Below are 15,038 nucleotides of genomic sequence, written 5' to 3'. Positions count from 1 at the left end.
CTTGCCCACTTACCCGCTTTCTCGTTCAGGCGGGAAGGCGGGAAGGCGGGAAGCCCGGGACAGAGCGCGCAGCCAACGCATCAGAATTTTTGCCGGCGGAGACAATTGCTTTGAGACCACTTCAGACGACGCTGCGCGCACAAAATTGAAACCAGATCGCTTTGACGGCTGCTGGTGCGATCTGCTCGCCGGCGCTGATTTATGCCAGAAACCGCTGCACTTAAAAGGAGATACAGCCGACTGCCATCAAGTCGATCCCCGGAAGGACAGAAAGTTCACTCAATCAGAGAGGCAATGGTCCCTGCTATTTGGGACAGATCAATCTCTTTCCCGACGGCGCCCAATTTTTTGGCCTCCGCTGGCATCCCGTAAACGACACAGCTATCCTTGCATTGCCCATAAGTGACGGCCCCGGCATCGCGCATTTCTTTAAGCCCATGGGCGCCATCGTTGCCCATGCCGGTCATGATGATGCCAACTGCATTTGTACCGGCGACCTGGGCGGCGGAACGAAACAGCACATCCACCGAGGGGCGATGGCGGTTTACCAGCGGCGCATCACGCACCTCAACCCGGTAATTGGCGCCGCTGCGGGTCAGCAGGGTGTGACGACCGCCCGGCGCGATCAGCGCATGGCCGCGCATAACCCGGTCGTTGTTCCTGGCTTCCTTGACAGTGATCTTGCACAGACCGTTCAGCCGTTGCGCAAAAGCAGAGGTGAACGCCTCGGGCATATGCTGCACAACCACGATGGGCGGGGAATAGTCCGGCAGGCTTTCAAGCACCCTGCACAATGCTTCTGTGCCGCCGGTCGATGCCCCGATGAGGACGACCTTATCGGTCGTCTTCAGCATCGCATGTCGGGACGATGCCGGCAAAACAACATCTGCCGAAAGATTTTCGCGCGTTCGAAATGTTTTGCGCCGGTCCAGACAAGCGTGCGAGGCGGCGACGATCGTATCCTGGATCTGCATCCTTGTGTCGATCAGCTTCTGCCGGGTGCCGAGCGCCGGTTTGGCGATGACATCCACTGCGCCGGAGGTGACCACAGCGTCGAGCATCTGGGTGCCGGCGCCGACCAGGGTGGAGCAGATCACCACCGGGATCGGCCGTTGCGCCATGAGGCGGCGCAGGAATGTCAGCCCGTCCATCCGGGGCATTTCAACATCAAGGACGATCACATCCGGCACTTCGCGGGCGATGCGTTCGGTGGCCTGGAAGGGATCGCCCGCCGTGGCCATGACTTCCATACGATTATCGGCGTTGATGATCTCGGTCAGGACCTGCCGCACGGCAGCGCTGTCGTCCACGATCAGAACCCGTTTTTTCGCTTTCTTCATGCTCTTCCCTCCTTCTGATAAATTGAGGGCGCCACCGCGACAAGTTCAGCGTGTTTGAACCCGGTTTCGCTGTGGCCGGTCAACAGATATCCGCCAGGGCGAATGCCCCGGACCACCCGGTCCACGACCCGGTCTCTGGTCGCGGAGTCGAAATAAATCAACACGTTACGCAAAAACGCGACATTGGCCTGTATGCCCGCCATCCCTTTGCCGGTCGCGAGATTTCCCCAGCGCCACTCAGCGCTGCGGCGCAGGGCAGTGACAATTCTGTAGCGCCCGTCCTGGTTGCGGGCGCGCAAAAAATAGGTGGCGCGAATATTAGCGGCGATGTTGTCCACATCTTGCTGCTGGTAGATCGCCCGCTCTGCCTTTTTGAGCACGGATTTCGAAATGTCAGTTCCGATCAGCCGGCAGTTGAAATTCCGACCGGTCTCACGGCGATAGGCTTCGGCAACCATCAGACTTGTCCAGCCCTCCTGTCCGGTGGAGCAGGCGGCGCTCCAGAATACAATATTGCTGCCGCTCTGCGTCATTTCGGGCAAGCCGGTGCTGAGCAGCCAGTCGTATTGCGCCGCTTCACGGAAAAAGCTGGTCGTATGCACTGTCAGCGATTCCACAAAAGTCTGGCGTTCCTCTTCATCCCCTTCCACCAGGTCGATATAGGCGCGAAACGTAAATGCCTTACTGTCCAGCACACGCTGAAACAGACGGGCTTGTAAGAAATCCAGTTTGCTCGCATCGAGCCGGATTCCGGCGGCCTGAAACGCCACCGCAGCCAGCGCCGGGACCTGGTCCGGGCGCAGCTGCGGCAGAACGTTCTCCTGATACAGGTGTGCGCGCTGCATCGATCAGCAAAGTTCCACGGGCGCGTCCGCGAAGGCACGGGCCAGATCGACAACGACAATCAATGCGCCGTCGAGTCGGTACAGGCCGAGGACGAGGTCGTTCCGGATGCCGCCATCGGAGATTTCCGGGGCTTTTTCAAAGTCTTCCAACCGGAGCCGGCAGACGTCCCGGACGCGCTCAGCCAGAATGCCCAGTGGGCGCGGATCCGCATCGGGCCGCTCAAATTCAAAGACGATCACCCGGGTGTCCTGCCCTTCTGTTGCGCTGCCGATGCCCAGATGTGCAGTCAGGTCGACAATCGGCACACTGGCCCCGCGTACGTCGATCACGCCCAGAAAGTCATGGGCCGAATTGGGCAGGCGGGTGATCGGTTGAGTGTCAAGGATTTCACGCACACACTGGACTGCAACCGCAAATATCTGACCATCCAGGTCGAAAGTCAGATAGGCGGCAGCATCGTCCGGTATGTCCGCATCGGTGGCCGCCCCAGGGTTTGGGGCGGCCGCTTCAAGAACGCTGTCAGCTAGCATAGCGCTCAAACTCCTTGTCCAGTTCGTCCTCAGAAGTCATATCCAGCTCGACTCCTTTGCCGACCTTTACAGGCTTGCGCGGTGCGCTGGCTGCAGCAGGCGCGCGTGGTGCCGGGCGCCGGGCATGCGCCGGTGCAGGGCGGTCGCTGTCAGCGACGCGGAAGTAGCTGATCACCTCCTGCAATTCAGTGGCCTGACCCGCAAGTTCGTGGCTGGTTGTGGCCGATTGCTGTGCCGCAGAGGCGTTGCGCTGGATCACCCGGTCAAGTTCCCGGATGGCCTGGTTGATCTGTTCTGCCCCGACGTTCTGTTCGCGGGTGGCGGCGCTGATTTCCTGCACCAGATCAGCGGTATGCTGAATGTTGGGCACCAGGGATTCGAGCATCCGGCCGGCCTCGCTTGAGGCGTCAACCGTCTCACCAGACAGCTGGCTGATTTCGGCGGCTGCGGTCTGACTGCGTTCCGCAAGCTTGCGCACTTCTGAAGCGACTACCGCAAAGCCTTTGCCATGTGCACCGGCACGGGCGGCTTCCACCGCAGCATTCAGCGCCAGCAGATCGGTCTGGCGGGCAATTTCCTGAATGATATTGATCTTATCGGCGATCGTTTTCATTGCAGTCACAGCCTTTTCGACGGCGTCACCGCTTGCTTTGGCGTCGGCGGCAGATTTGGTCGCAATCTTCTCGGTCTGACCGGCGTTGTCCGCAGTCTGGCTGATATTGGCGGTCATTTCTTCGATCGAGGCGGAGGCCTCTTCGGCGGCGGCCGCCTGGCTGCTGGCACCGGAGCTGAGCGCTTCAGACGTGCCGCTCATTGAATCGGCAGCCTCTGCGACATTATTGGCGCTGTTGGTTGCGTTGGTGATGACGTCGCGCAGCTTGACCAGCATCGCGTTAAGCGCCAGTGCCAGACGGTCATCCACGGACCGCTCCCGGACATCATTGCTCAGGTCGCCATCGGCGATCTGTTCGGCGGCAGCGCTCATATCCTGCAAGTCATTTACCATCGTATCCATGGCATTGAGCAGGGTGCCGATCTCATCACCGCGGTCGGACTTCGCATTCAGCTCCAGGTTGCCCCGGGCGACTTCCCGCACAATTGTTACCGCCTGGGTCAAGCCCTGGCTGATGCTGCGGGTCAGCAACCAGCCAACCACAATCGCAAAGAGCACAAGGGCAGAGGAGCCGCCAAAGATCACCAGATTGGCCAGGCCTTTTGCATTATCCTTGGCGACGCTGTGGATGGCCAGAAGGTTAGCCTCCTCTTCATAAAACTCGCCTGTAAGTGCGCGGAACGAATCCATGTATTTCTTGCCGGCACCAGAACTTTCAGATTCCCGTGCCTGTTCCCGGGTGGCGAAACTGCGCATCAGGCCGATCTGTACGTCAGCAACTGTGGTGCGCCATTTTTCTTCCGTTGCACTCAGACGCCTGAGCAATTCCTGTTGTGGGAGATCATCAATGGTGGCTGTCATCAGGAATTCCATGTGTTCCTGAAAGGCGGCTTGACCTTCAATAAAGGGTTCCAGGAACTCGTCCTCTCCCGAAATCAGAAACCCGCGCATTCCTGTTTCCTGGTTTACAACAGACGCAAGCATCTCATCCGTAGCTTCCAGGATTTCATAGGTCTTGGTCGTCCATTCGTCCTGATTTTTGATTTCGTTCAGGCTGAGAAACGAAACAGCGGACATTATGACGGATATAAGCACAAGGGAGGTGAAGGTGAGGCCGAATTTACGACCGATAGAAAGTGTTCCAAATGACATTATTTCTACTCCGGTAAGGTGTTAATCGTTAATGGGTCGGCAGGGCAAATACGTTGCTGGCCTCCAGCAGGATCACAAGTTTATCCTGGCGTTTTGAAACGCCGCGGAAACAGTCCGCGGGCCAGCGAATGCCCAGTTCGGGGACGGAGACCAGGTCTTCGGTAACCGCCTCGATGACGTCTTCAACTTCATCCACCATCACGGCGAGCTTGCAGGGCTCGTCGTTCAGGGTGATGTCTATCACCAGCATGCGGCTGGTGTGTTTCTGCGGTGCCGGCTTCATGCCGAGCCGGTTGCGCAGATCCAGCACCGGCACAATTGAGCCGCGCACATTGATCAGCGTCGGCGCCAGCGGATCGGCATTGGGCACCCGTGCGGTATTCTGCGGGTCCATAATTTCCGACACCCGCTCGACTTCGATGCCGAATGTCTGTTCTGAAAGCTTGAATATTAACAAGGTTTCGGTTTCGGATTTCGCCGGGGTCAGCTGATGTACTTTGGCACCGGCGCTGGCGACAGTTTGTGTTGATTGGGGCATAGCACTGTTCCTCAGGCTGCAATCATGACGGTGGTGGCGCGGCGCACCAGGGCGTTGACGTCGAGAATTAAGGCGATTGAACCGTCCCCGAGAATGGTGGCGCCGGCCAGTTCTTCAACCATGTGATGAAAGGGGCTCAGCGGTTTGATCACCGTTTGCAACTGGCCCAGTACATCATCCACCACCAGTCCGATGCGCTGCCCGTCGGCATTGACGATGGCGACGCGCCGGTGTGACCGGGTGCTGATGTTATATCCAAACAGCTTGTCCAGGCTGAGATAAGAGACCAGCTGATCGCGGATCCGCAGGATTGTCCGCCCGTCGTCGCGCGCCGTTTCGATGTCAGGAAGTTCGACACATTCTTCGACACTGGACAGGGGAATGACAAATTTGTCGCCATCAACCTCCACCAGCAACCCGTCAATGATGGCGAGCGTCAGCGGCAGGCGCAGGGTCACTTTGGTGCCTTGCCCGGCCACCGATTTCACATCGATCGTGCCACGCAGATCGTCGACAACACGGCGGACCGCATCCATGCCGACGCCGCGCCCGGACACGCTGGACAGGTTTTTGGCGGTGGAAAAGCCCGGCTCAAATATAAGCTGGTACAGCGCCTCGGTGCTGATGTACTGATCCGCGGCAATCAGCCCGCGCTCAACGGCGCGCTCCCGGATCGCCTCGGCATTCAGCCCGGCGCCATCGTCAGAAATAGAGATCAGCACTTCGCCGCCCGACTGGCAGGCGGAGAGCCGGACGGTTGCGGTGGCGGGTTTGCCACTGGCCTCACGCGCCGCCACATCCTCAACCCCGTGATCAAGCGAATTGCGGATCATGTGCACCAGCGGTTCGGTCAGGCTGTCGATGATGTTCTTGTCGACTTCGGTATCGCCGCCTTCGGTAATCAACTGGGCAGGTTTTTCCAGTTCAAGGGACAGGTCCCGGATCACGCGGCGGAATTTGCCAAACACCCTGGAGACGGGCAACATGCGGATCGAAAGTGTCGTATCACGCAGGCCGGTGACCAGCGCCTCGATTTCTTCTACGGTGCTTTCAAGCCGGGGATCGTCAAATTTTTCGCAAATGCTTTTCAGCCGCGCCTGAGCGATCACAAGTTCGCCCAACTGGTCCATCAGATCGTCCAGCCGGTCCGCCTGGACCCGCACTGATTCAGATTTCGGTGCGGCCACCGGGCCATTTTCTGTCACCGTGGCAGTTTCCGCCGGCGAATCCGGATCCTGGTCGGGCTCCGATGCAACTCCGGCCTCGACCGGATCCAGGGCTTTGATCTCGATCTCGGCATCCATGGAGAAAATGAACACATCCTCGATGCGCTCCCGTGAAACGCTGGTTTCCAGCTCCATTTCCCATCTGAGGTAACATTCGCCCGGATCGAGGATTTCAAGCTCCGGAACATTGTCTCCGAGGCAGGTCAGGCGCAGCGATCCCAGCAGAGCCAGCTCATCCCAAAGCAATTCCGGGCGGAAGCCGTTCTTGAGCGCGGAGGGTTCGGCTGAGAACGAGATTGACCAGCGGCGCGGTACAACCGGCTCTGCCGATGCTGCGTCGGGGGCCGGGGGCTGCCCGGCAAAGGTGTCGGAGACATCTGCGGGGGTGTCCATCAGTTTGCGCAACCGCGCCAGCAGGGCGTCGCCGATTATGCGGGTGTCTTCATCGGCCTCTTCGTCGGGGCCGAGCGCCAGCAGGGCGGCCAGATGATCCCGCGAATCCAGAGAGACGGCGATCAGCTCGGGCGACACTGTGGCCCGGCCTTCCCGCAGCTGGTCAAAGGCGTCTTCAAAATGGTGGCTGAACGCCGCCAGCTCGCCAAAGCCGAACATGCCACCTGAGCCTTTGAGTGTATGGAGGGCGCGAAATGCGGCGTCGATCTGCCCGGGGCTTTCCGGGGCGGTTTCCAGTTCAAGCAACACTTCCTCAAGCATCTGGAGGAGATCGTTGGCTTCCTGGATAAATGTACTTTTTGGGCTACTCATACTCTATCCGATCACTAATTTTACAATTCTATCCGATCATTTTTTTCACAATGGAGCAGATTTTCTGTTCATCGAACGGTTTGACGATCCACCCCGCTGCGCCGGCAGCTTTACCTTCGATCATCTTTTCCCGCTGCCCTTCGGTGGTCAGCAGAACGATCGGCACACCATCAAAACGGGTATCGGCGCGAATGGCGCGGGTCATTTCGATTCCGTTCATATTGGGCATGTTCAGATCGGTGATCACCAGGTCGATATTATTGGCGCTCATCTGGCGAAGCCCGTCATTTCCATCCTCGGCCTGCACCACGGTGTAGCCGTGCGGCTCCAGCGCGAAGGCCATCATTTCCCGGATACTGGGAGAATCATCTACACTAAGTACGGTCTTGGTCATTGTGCTTCCCACTCCTTCAGCCCGGTGTCCGCGAGATCGGTGAGAGCCGCTGTCGCGATCTCCCCTAAATCGGGAGTGGGGCCACTTGTGCGGCGGCGCGCCGCAAGAAGTAGCTGAAGAGCCGAGACCGACGGCCTGGATGACTCCGGCCCCAGCTCGACAGTTGCGGTGGACGTCTGCGCTGCAAGCCATTCTGCCAGATCCACACGCACAGCGTGCGCATCTCCTGGCCGCAGGTCAGCGGAAACATGAAAAGCCGGGGTATCAAAATCACTCTGGGTCAATCGAACCTCCATCAGTTGGTGTGGTTTTTATAAAACGCAAAGCATCAACATTTAGTTGCGCCTATTTGGGGCTTGTAAAAGTAAATACCGAATTTGACTAAATGTGTTGCTAGAATTTGTGCGGCGTACCGGGGCAATTTTCAGATTTGTTAGGGCTGTCAAGATACAAGCAGACGTTGTATTATATGGTGTGGGTAGTGAGATGGTTTACGAGACAACGGACATTGGGCTCCAGGTTGATGGGGCTATTGAATTTGCGGTTGCGAAGTCTGCGAGCATTTTGTCGCGCCTGCGCTCGGTGCGCGGTGCCTCCGAATTAATCACGTCCGCTTCAGACAGTTTGCACGGGCTGTTGGGGCAGTTCGAGAATACAGACTCTCAGTCTGAAACGGCGGGATTGCTGGCCAGTGCCTCCCGGTCGGCACAACTCTCGGCCAGCACGTTGGAAGAGCTGGACACCCATAAACTTTCTGAACATCTCAGATACGCCAAACGGCACATGAAAGAGCTCGAGTTCATCGCAATGATGATCAAAATCGAAGCGTCCTTGCCGTCGCAACACACAGAGCAGTCAACCGCATTTGTCAACGATCTCCTGAACATCGTCAGTATCCTCGACAACACAACCGCAGCAGCGATAGAACGGGTGGGGCCGGTCCAGGGCAAGATCCGCGAGGCGGATCAGGCGCTGCAGGCCACGGCTCAAAGCCTGACACAGCAGGTCACGGAGGTCGCCGGTGAACGGGAGAACGCCGACGCGCTGCAGCGCGCGCGCGACACCCATATGCAGGCCCTGGGCCAGGAGGCCCGTGAGGTCTCGCGCAGCACTGCAGAACAGATTTCACAGCTCATTCCGCGGCTTCAGTTCGCGGATGCATTTGTGCAGCGGCTGCAAAATACCAAACGGTTCATCGATGATGCCGGCGCACACGCCGGCTCCTCAACCGCAGAGGTGCTGGCGGTGGCGGCGCAACAGGTCAAAGCGCTGAACGAGGACACCCGCGCAGAACGGCACGGGTCCGTCGCCGCGCTGGAGGCGCTGCTGACCGCGACGGAACACGCGGTCCGCTTATTGTCCGAAAATGACGCCAATGACGGGCTTGGGGCCTGGTTACAGGCAAACGCATCAGCTGTGGCGCTGAACCGGATGGTGATCGAAGCCTCGCGCGGTGAGATGTTGTTCGCGTTCCGGCAAATAGATGATGCGCAAACCGCAATGGCGCAAGCGAATGAAATCATTTCCAAATTCGTTCCTCTGGTCCGGTCGTTGAACTGCGCAGCCCTTAACGGTGCGCTGCTTGCGTCGCGTTCTTCATCGGGAACGAACAGTGTTTCTTATGCTTTGGCCGCCGAGGTCCAGAGCGTTGGCTTGCAATGTGGACGGCAAATGACAGATGGCGCATCGGTGCTGTGTGTTGTCAGTGATTCGCTGTCCCGGGTCGACCGGTCCGGGATGGAGGAAAAGATCAGGCAACTTGCCGGTGAACTGAACATGGCCAAAGCCCAGCAGGAGCAGGCGCAATCTCTGACCTTTGAGCTGCGCCAGGCGCGGCAATACCTGTCTGAGGGCGCTGGTGCGCTTCTGGAAGCCTGTCATGCCGCGCATCAGACCATCGAGGACAGCAAAAAAATGGAGCTGGATCTGGAACGCCTGATGAGCACACTCGGAAGCTTCGATACTACGGGTATTGCCGCCGGATCTGTGCAGTGGATCACAGGGTTCTACACCACCGAACCCGAACGCGCTTTGCATCTGATGCTGTTTGGCGATGGCGGCGGTCTGGTGGCAGAGGCTCCGGAACTGGATGACGACCTTTTGGATTTCCTGATGTAATTGCAGAAACTGACCCGGCTGGCGTGATCCCGCTGGCTGAAACTGCCCGGAGAACATGGCCAGTCACTCCGGTCTGCAGCGTGGAAGCTCCTGGGAGAACGACCGGTGTGAGCTTGGCCCTGGACGCTTCGCGGGCCTGCTGTGGGCGCGATCTTTCTCCGAAAAATTACACCGTCAATATCGGCAGGACACCTTAGGAGCGAGCTGAGTGACATTGAAACGCTGATTCGTTTTTTGGTCAGGAACTGTGAGCAGAATCTGCGGGTATTGTCACACCAGCCGGCGCCACGCGGCCCGTATCCCCGGATCTGCTCCATTTTCGATGGTTCCGCTCTGGTCTTGTGCAAGTGGCACAAATCCGGTTCCCGCGCCCCGCCGCGCCAGGGTTTTTACTCTCCTGACGCGCGATTGAACTGGGGTGAAACGGCCACTTTCGGCTCCCCCTTAAGACAACAAGCCGGCTTTGACACCGGCTTGTTGCAGCGCGTTTACGCATCCCGGCACGTCTTGCGCCCCAGGCCCGGGTCTGCGTATGGCGCCTAACCGGCGCAGCAGGACAGTTTTGAAACGTCCTTTTCAAAGGTCTGTGCTGCCAATTTTAGCCCTTCAACCGTGGTCAGATAGGGAAAGATCATGTCGCCCAGCTGCTCATAAGTCAGGCCGGCGCTGATCGCCATCGCCGCAGTCTGGATCGAATCCGCACCTTCCGGGGCAAGGATATGCGCCCCCAGAAGTTTCTTGCTGCCGCGCTCTGCCACCAGTTTGATCAGACCGCGCGTGTCGCGGGCGGCCAGCGCCCGTGGCACATGTTCCAGCCCCAGCACCGAGGTGGCCGCATCAAAACCCCGGGCCCTGGCGGCGGCTTCTGTAAGTCCGACGCTGGCGACCTGAGGATCGGAAAACACCACACCGGGCATCGCCGCATTGTCATAGGGTAATGTATCCCCGTTCATGGCGTTTTTGGCGGCCAGTTTTGCGCCATAGGCGGCCATATAGACAAACTGGTCCCGTCCGGTGACGTCGCCGGCCGCGTAAACGCCATCGCGGCTGCTGCGCATCATCGCATCCACCATTACCGCACCGGTGGCGTCGGTCGCAATCCCAGCCATCTCCAGCGCCAGGCCTTCGGTGTTTGGCACCCGACCGGTTGCCAGCAGCAGGTTTTGTGCGGAGATCTCAATGCTCTGTCCCTGATACCCGGCGCTCAGCGTCACCTGGCCGTCAGCTTCGCGCAGGCTATCGTAGCTGAGACCGCTCAGCACGGTGATGCCTTCCCCGGCAAAATAGCCACGCAGAGCCTCACTGATTTCGGGCTCGGCATCCGGCAACAAACCACGGCGGGTAACAATGGTGACTTTGCATCCGGCCCGCGCGAACATCTGCGCCAGTTCAACGCCGATATAGCCCCCTCCCATCACCATCAAAGACTCCGGCAACTCCACCAGCTCCAGCGCCGAGGTGCTGTCCAGCCATGCAACCCCGGACAGCCCGTCTATATCGGGAACATGCGGCCGCGATCCGGTGGCAATGATGATTTTGGTGGCGGCGATCTGCATGTCACCGACCATCAGCGTACCGTCGGCCTTAAACTGTGCTTTGCCTTCCAGGTAAGAGACCGCATCATAATTCGGCAGAACATCGAGATATTTTGCCTGACGCAGATCATCCACCAGTGCCTGTTTCTGGCGCACGAGCGCCTTCCAGTCGGTGACACTGGCGCTGGCTGTGATGCCATCAAAACGCTCAGCAGCACGCGATACATGCAGCGGTTCCACCGCCCGGATCATCGCTTTGGAGGGCACGCAGCCCACATTGACGCAGGTGCCGCCAATGGTGCCGTAGCCGATCAGAGCGACTTTCGCGCCCGCATCCGCCGCCGTGATCGCTGCGGAAAACCCCGCTGAGCCGGCGCCGATAACAGCGACATCGAATTCGGTTGGAAGTGTCGAGGTGGTTGATTGTTCTGGCATTTTCAAAAGTCCGTATTCAGGTCTGACTGCGCCGCTTGCGGCGGATCAGGGCAACAATAGTCATAAGGATAAACACGCCGAGTGCAGGCAACAGCACCGGATCAAGATAACCGACAAAAGCAGTCAGACCGGCGAGGCCAAACATCACGACGAGTAGCGGCGTAAAACAACAGACCGACATCACCGCCGTGCCGATCAGGCCGGTCTTTAAAAGTTTTTTGTCGTTCATGAGCCCACGCCACTCTCGATGACTTGCGAGGGGTAGCCCACAAACAGCGTCGAAGAGGTGATCGCCCGTGATGTGGTGATGTCATCATCAAAGACCACCACGGCGCTGCGGGTTTCAAAACTGACCGCGACACTGCGCACGCCGTCAACATCGCCGATGGCCGCCTGGATGATAAAGGGGCAGCTGGGGCAACTCATGCCCGGCACCGACAGTCTGATGGTTTGCTCGGCCGCGAGCGCCGGGGTGGCGACGACTGCCGCCAGCAGGGCCAGCGCTGAGAGTTTGTGTTTCATATAAGAGCCTTTCACAGGTTCAGAAGAATTGGCGCCAGTACAGGCGCGATCCAGGTCCAGAACGTCGCCAGCAGGATCAGGAAGGTCGAGACCCAGAGCGCGGTCTTCACCAGCCGGCCGGGCAGCGGGCGGGCGCAGGCCGCCCCGTCAGCACATGGTCGCGGTGCGCGGTAGACAAGCCAGAACCCGTAGCCAAGAAAACCGAGCGTGATGGTGATGAATACCGGCTTGTAGGGCGAAAGCGCCGTCAGAGTGCCAATCCATGCGCCGGAGATGCCCAGGCTGAACAGGACCAGCGGCACCACACAGCAGGCAGAAGCGCCAAGAGCGCCCAGAATGCCGCCGGCGGCCACCAGCCTGGTTTTTTTACTTTCACTGTCCGGCTGCAGGCCGGATGACGGGGTTGTCTCACTCATTTAAATGCTCGCGTTTTTCGTATCTCAGACTAAGATACGATCTGTAGCGACTATAGATGCAAGAGGTATTTTTGATGGGCACCTTAACGGAAACGCGCGGCTATGCGATCGGCCAGATGTCAAAACGAACCGGCGTGAATATTGAGACCATCCGCTATTATGAGCGCATTGGCGTGATGCCTGCGCCTGACCGCACTGCTGGTGGCAACAGGCAATACAATCATGACCAGTTGAAACGGCTGCATTTTGTCCGTCGCTCCCGGGAGCTCGGCTTTAGCCTTGGGGAGATTCGAGCCCTGCTCGAAATGGCCGACCGCAAGGATTTCACCTGCGGAGAGGTCCATGAAATGACCATCGGCCACCTTGCTTCAGTGAAAGAAAAAATCGCCAACTTGAAAAAACTGGAACGGGCACTGTCCGGAATGGCGGCCGAATGCAGCCGGGGCGATGTGCCGGAATGCCCGATTCTGGACACTCTGTTCGAGCCGGGCTGAAGGTGCGGCGCGGTGCTTTTTCTGGAGCGACGCCTCGCGGCCACAAATGGTCAGCGGCCCCGCCCGACGGCCTGCACCCAATGTCTGGTGCGATAGTCCGGGGCCGGAATTTATGGACGGTTTCAACGCCAGGATCACGACGGTGCTTTTGCCGGCCTGAGTTGAAAGATTATAGCGCTTGCGTCCGGAAAGCGACCTGGCCGCAACAGATGAAGGTCCGTTGCCGTTGCTAATTTCAGCTGTTTTGTCACGAGATAAGTAGTATTGCTGCGTCAGTCCGAATTCAGGAATCAACGACCATGACAGTGTCTTCGCCCCTTGTTCAAACAGGTTTGATCGCCCATCGCGGCGCGTCGAAATACTGGCCGGAAAATTCTCTTGAATCCGTGAAAGCGGCTGCAGAGATGGGGGTGTTCTGGATCGAAACCGATGTGCAGGCCACCGCCGACAACCATCTGGTGATGTTCCATGATATGGAGCTGGACCGGACGAGCAACGGCAGCGGTTTTGTGGCGCTCAATGACCTGGCCACCATCCGCAAGCTCGACTACGGCTCCTGGATGGCGCCGGAATTTTCCGGGCTGCAGGTGCCGACACTGCGGGAATTCATCGGCACGATTTGCGACCTTGGGCTCAATCTTCAGCTGGAGCTGAAAGAAACCAAAGGCCATGAGCACGAGTTGGTGGATCTGGTCTGTGATGAACTGGAAGCCCATTGGCCGGCAGACACGGCCTCCAAAATTTTTATCTCCGGCTTTTCTGAACGCTGTCTGCGCCGGGTGCGGGAAAGAATGCCCAAAATGCCGCTGGCGCTGGCGCTGGCCTGTGTGCCGCGCAATCCCGATCAACTGGCCGCAGAAGCCGGGGTACAGATTATTCATGTGAATGACGCCTTCGTTGATGCAGAGGCGTTGGAGACCATCGCGACCTCCTCGGTAGAATTCGGGGTGGCGACGGTGAATGATCCGCTGCGGGCGCGTCAGTTGCTGGAGGCGGGGGTGCAGCAGGTGCTGACCGATGACCCGCTTCTGTTTGCCAACAGCCCGACAATGGCCACGGCCGGCAGGCCACGCCCTGGTTGACTTTACATCTGGGCAGGCATGGCTTCCGCCGCGCCTTTTTTAGCGTTGGTCTTGTTCTTCACCAGACGGGGCGGCAGAAGGGCCGTGCGACAACAGGGCGGGCAGGGTAAACGGGGCGGGCTGCACAATGGCACCCGGGCCGTCACATATAAGCGCCGCTGTCGCGCCGGATCCGTTCTCTCTGTTTGATCCGGTCCAGCGTATCTGACGCCGCTACCGCAGCGGACAGTAATATTTCAATCATCAGGGTCACCGAGACCACCGACGGAAAATAATGCGGGCTGTCTGTGGGGGCAATGAAGACCTTCTCGGCATGTTCCGCCAGCGGTGAGCTGGCTTTGTCCGTGATGGCAAACACCTTTGCCCCACGTGATTTGGCATAGGATGCAGAATGCACCGTTTCTTTGGCGTAGGGCGCGAAGGCCAGCACCAGGATGGTGTCGTTTTCCGTAATTGAGGAAATGGTTTCAACCAGGGTGGCACTGCCGGAATGATCCGTGCGCAGGCCGCGGATGGCCATCTGGCCGGTTGATTCCATCAAAGCCGCCATCCAGTGCATCGAACCTGAGCCGAGAATGAAAGTGCGCTCGGCATTTTTGACGCTCTGGGCAAAATACTCCACCGCCGTCGCGTCAAGACTTTGCATGGTCAGGGCGATATTATCCTCAGCGGCCTGGGCAATGCGTTCAGAAACCGTGCTTTTTCCCTTGGTGCTGGAGACATCCCGCAAGGCGGCGGCGCGGTCGGCAAAGCCCCGGGAGGCGACGCTTTGCTGAAATTCACCCCGAAAATCCTCGTAGCTTTCAAAGTCCAGAGCCCGAGCCAGCCGCAGCATGGTAGGCGAGGCCACACCACAGGCGGTCGCGACCGTGCGCATGGAATCAAAGGCAATGCATTGTGGATTATCAAGCGCATAGCGCGCGGCATGCGCCAGCTTTTTGGGCAAGTCCGGCAGTGCCATAGTCAGCCGTTGTTTGATGTCCGACATTCAATTCCCCATCTCAATGGCGTGAGTGATAACAAACCGGGTGA

16 protein-coding genes are annotated in these 15,038 nt (G+C 58.7%); 3 read left to right on the top strand and 13 right to left on the bottom strand.

What is annotated here, in order from left to right; translation table 11 throughout:
* Positions 1-275 precede the first annotated feature (275 nt).
* Genes DWA01_RS19175 through DWA01_RS19140 form a run of 8 tightly spaced genes read right to left on the bottom strand, consistent with a single transcriptional unit; the run spans position 276 to position 7,688 of the window.
* Entirely contained in the window at positions 276-1,340 is a 1,065-nt protein-coding gene (locus DWA01_RS19175; protein ID WP_114287416.1) for a protein-glutamate methylesterase/protein-glutamine glutaminase, read from the bottom strand.
* Entirely contained in the window at positions 1,337-2,185 is an 849-nt protein-coding gene (locus DWA01_RS19170; RefSeq protein WP_114287415.1) for a CheR family methyltransferase, read from the bottom strand. The genes DWA01_RS19175 and DWA01_RS19170 overlap by 4 nt, the downstream gene beginning before the upstream one ends.
* Positions 2,186-2,188: 3 nt before the next feature.
* Positions 2,189-2,716 (bottom strand): chemotaxis protein CheW, encoded by a 528-nt coding sequence (locus DWA01_RS19165; RefSeq protein WP_114287414.1) that lies wholly within the window; start codon positions 2,714-2,716, stop codon positions 2,189-2,191.
* Positions 2,706-4,481 (bottom strand): methyl-accepting chemotaxis protein, encoded by a 1,776-nt coding sequence (locus DWA01_RS19160; RefSeq protein ID WP_114287413.1) that lies wholly within the window; start codon positions 4,479-4,481, stop codon positions 2,706-2,708. The genes DWA01_RS19165 and DWA01_RS19160 overlap by 11 nt, the downstream gene beginning before the upstream one ends.
* A 28-nt stretch (positions 4,482-4,509) precedes the next feature.
* Complete coding sequence (locus DWA01_RS19155; RefSeq protein ID WP_114287412.1) at positions 4,510-5,019, bottom strand: chemotaxis protein CheW; 510 nt, start codon at positions 5,017-5,019, stop codon at positions 4,510-4,512.
* Between the two features lie 11 nt (positions 5,020-5,030).
* Positions 5,031-7,010, bottom strand: a complete 1,980-nt coding sequence (locus tag DWA01_RS19150; protein ID WP_114287411.1) for a chemotaxis protein CheA — start codon at positions 7,008-7,010, stop codon at positions 5,031-5,033.
* Positions 7,011-7,038: 28 nt separating this feature from the next.
* Positions 7,039-7,404 carry a response regulator gene (locus DWA01_RS19145; RefSeq protein ID WP_114287410.1) on the bottom strand — a complete coding sequence of 122 codons (366 nt, stop codon included), beginning with the start codon at positions 7,402-7,404 and terminating at the stop codon, positions 7,039-7,041.
* On the bottom strand, positions 7,401-7,688 hold the full coding sequence (locus DWA01_RS19140) for a hypothetical protein (RefSeq protein WP_114287409.1): 288 nt from the start codon (positions 7,686-7,688) through the stop codon (positions 7,401-7,403). The genes DWA01_RS19145 and DWA01_RS19140 overlap by 4 nt, the downstream gene beginning before the upstream one ends.
* A 202-nt stretch (positions 7,689-7,890) precedes the next feature.
* Here DWA01_RS19140 and DWA01_RS19135 point away from each other — a divergent pair, with 202 nt between their 5' ends.
* Positions 7,891-9,522, top strand: coding sequence for a hypothetical protein (locus DWA01_RS19135; protein ID WP_114287408.1), 1,632 nt, complete (start codon positions 7,891-7,893; stop codon positions 9,520-9,522).
* A 539-nt stretch (positions 9,523-10,061) separates the two neighbouring features.
* Here DWA01_RS19135 and merA read toward each other — a convergent pair.
* From merA to DWA01_RS19115, 4 genes are read right to left on the bottom strand one after another with little or no spacing between them, the layout of a single operon-like run.
* Positions 10,062-11,492, bottom strand: coding sequence for a mercury(II) reductase (gene merA / locus DWA01_RS19130; protein WP_114287407.1), 1,431 nt, complete (start codon positions 11,490-11,492; stop codon positions 10,062-10,064).
* 16 nt (positions 11,493-11,508) lie between these two features.
* Positions 11,509-11,721, bottom strand: coding sequence for a mercury resistance system transport protein MerF (gene merF / locus DWA01_RS19125; protein ID WP_114287406.1), 213 nt, complete (start codon positions 11,719-11,721; stop codon positions 11,509-11,511).
* Positions 11,718-12,014, bottom strand: coding sequence for a mercury resistance system periplasmic binding protein MerP (gene merP, locus DWA01_RS19120; protein ID WP_114287405.1), 297 nt, complete (start codon positions 12,012-12,014; stop codon positions 11,718-11,720). The genes merF and merP overlap by 4 nt, the downstream gene beginning before the upstream one ends.
* A gap of 11 nt (positions 12,015-12,025) precedes the next feature.
* Positions 12,026-12,430, bottom strand: a complete 405-nt coding sequence (locus tag DWA01_RS19115; protein WP_114287404.1) for a mercuric transporter MerT family protein — start codon at positions 12,428-12,430, stop codon at positions 12,026-12,028.
* Positions 12,431-12,504: 74 nt separating this feature from the next.
* On the opposite strand from DWA01_RS19115, the gene DWA01_RS19110 reads away from it, so the two are divergent.
* Together DWA01_RS19110 and DWA01_RS19105 are read left to right on the top strand one after the other, a co-directional pair.
* A complete protein-coding gene (locus DWA01_RS19110) occupies positions 12,505-12,924 on the top strand; it encodes a MerR family transcriptional regulator (protein WP_114287421.1) in 420 nt (139 codons plus the stop codon).
* A gap of 299 nt (positions 12,925-13,223) precedes the next feature.
* Positions 13,224-14,006, top strand: coding sequence for a glycerophosphodiester phosphodiesterase family protein (locus DWA01_RS19105; protein WP_114287403.1), 783 nt, complete (start codon positions 13,224-13,226; stop codon positions 14,004-14,006).
* A 142-nt stretch (positions 14,007-14,148) separates the two neighbouring features.
* Here DWA01_RS19105 and DWA01_RS19100 read toward each other — a convergent pair whose 3' ends face one another.
* Positions 14,149-14,994: a MurR/RpiR family transcriptional regulator gene (locus tag DWA01_RS19100; protein ID WP_114287402.1), complete on the bottom strand. Its 846-nt coding sequence runs from the start codon at positions 14,992-14,994 to the stop codon at positions 14,149-14,151.
* Between the last annotated feature and the right edge of the window lie 44 nt (positions 14,995-15,038).

The sequence above is a fragment of the Candidatus Halocynthiibacter alkanivorans genome (genome assembly GCF_003333265.1).
In the GTDB taxonomy this organism is placed as follows: Bacteria; Pseudomonadota; Alphaproteobacteria; order Rhodobacterales; family Rhodobacteraceae; genus Halocyntiibacter_A; species Halocyntiibacter_A alkanivorans.
Note: the sequence above shows the minus strand (reverse complement) of the source record. Positions and strands in the feature narration are given on the sequence as shown.

Coding starts and splice junctions, on each gene's coding strand:
- DWA01_RS19175 (WP_114287416.1), bottom strand. CDS start 1,340: ATGAAGAAAGCGAAAAAACGGGTTCTGATCGTGGACGACAGCGCTGCC.
- DWA01_RS19170 (WP_114287415.1), bottom strand. CDS start 2,185: ATGCAGCGCGCACACCTGTATCAGGAGAACGTTCTGCCGCAGCTGCGC.
- DWA01_RS19165 (WP_114287414.1), bottom strand. CDS start 2,716: ATGCTAGCTGACAGCGTTCTTGAAGCGGCCGCCCCAAACCCTGGGGCG.
- DWA01_RS19160 (WP_114287413.1), bottom strand. CDS start 4,481: ATGTCATTTGGAACACTTTCTATCGGTCGTAAATTCGGCCTCACCTTC.
- DWA01_RS19155 (WP_114287412.1), bottom strand. CDS start 5,019: ATGCCCCAATCAACACAAACTGTCGCCAGCGCCGGTGCCAAAGTACAT.
- DWA01_RS19150 (WP_114287411.1), bottom strand. CDS start 7,010: ATGAGTAGCCCAAAAAGTACATTTATCCAGGAAGCCAACGATCTCCTC.
- DWA01_RS19145 (WP_114287410.1), bottom strand. CDS start 7,404: ATGACCAAGACCGTACTTAGTGTAGATGATTCTCCCAGTATCCGGGAA.
- DWA01_RS19135 (WP_114287408.1), top strand. CDS start 7,891: ATGGTTTACGAGACAACGGACATTGGGCTCCAGGTTGATGGGGCTATT.
- merA (WP_114287407.1), bottom strand. CDS start 11,492: ATGCCAGAACAATCAACCACCTCGACACTTCCAACCGAATTCGATGTC.
- merF (WP_114287406.1), bottom strand. CDS start 11,721: ATGAACGACAAAAAACTTTTAAAGACCGGCCTGATCGGCACGGCGGTG.
- merP (WP_114287405.1), bottom strand. CDS start 12,014: ATGAAACACAAACTCTCAGCGCTGGCCCTGCTGGCGGCAGTCGTCGCC.
- DWA01_RS19115 (WP_114287404.1), bottom strand. CDS start 12,430: ATGAGTGAGACAACCCCGTCATCCGGCCTGCAGCCGGACAGTGAAAGT.
- DWA01_RS19110 (WP_114287421.1), top strand. CDS start 12,505: ATGGGCACCTTAACGGAAACGCGCGGCTATGCGATCGGCCAGATGTCA.
- DWA01_RS19105 (WP_114287403.1), top strand. CDS start 13,224: ATGACAGTGTCTTCGCCCCTTGTTCAAACAGGTTTGATCGCCCATCGC.
- DWA01_RS19100 (WP_114287402.1), bottom strand. CDS start 14,994: ATGTCGGACATCAAACAACGGCTGACTATGGCACTGCCGGACTTGCCC.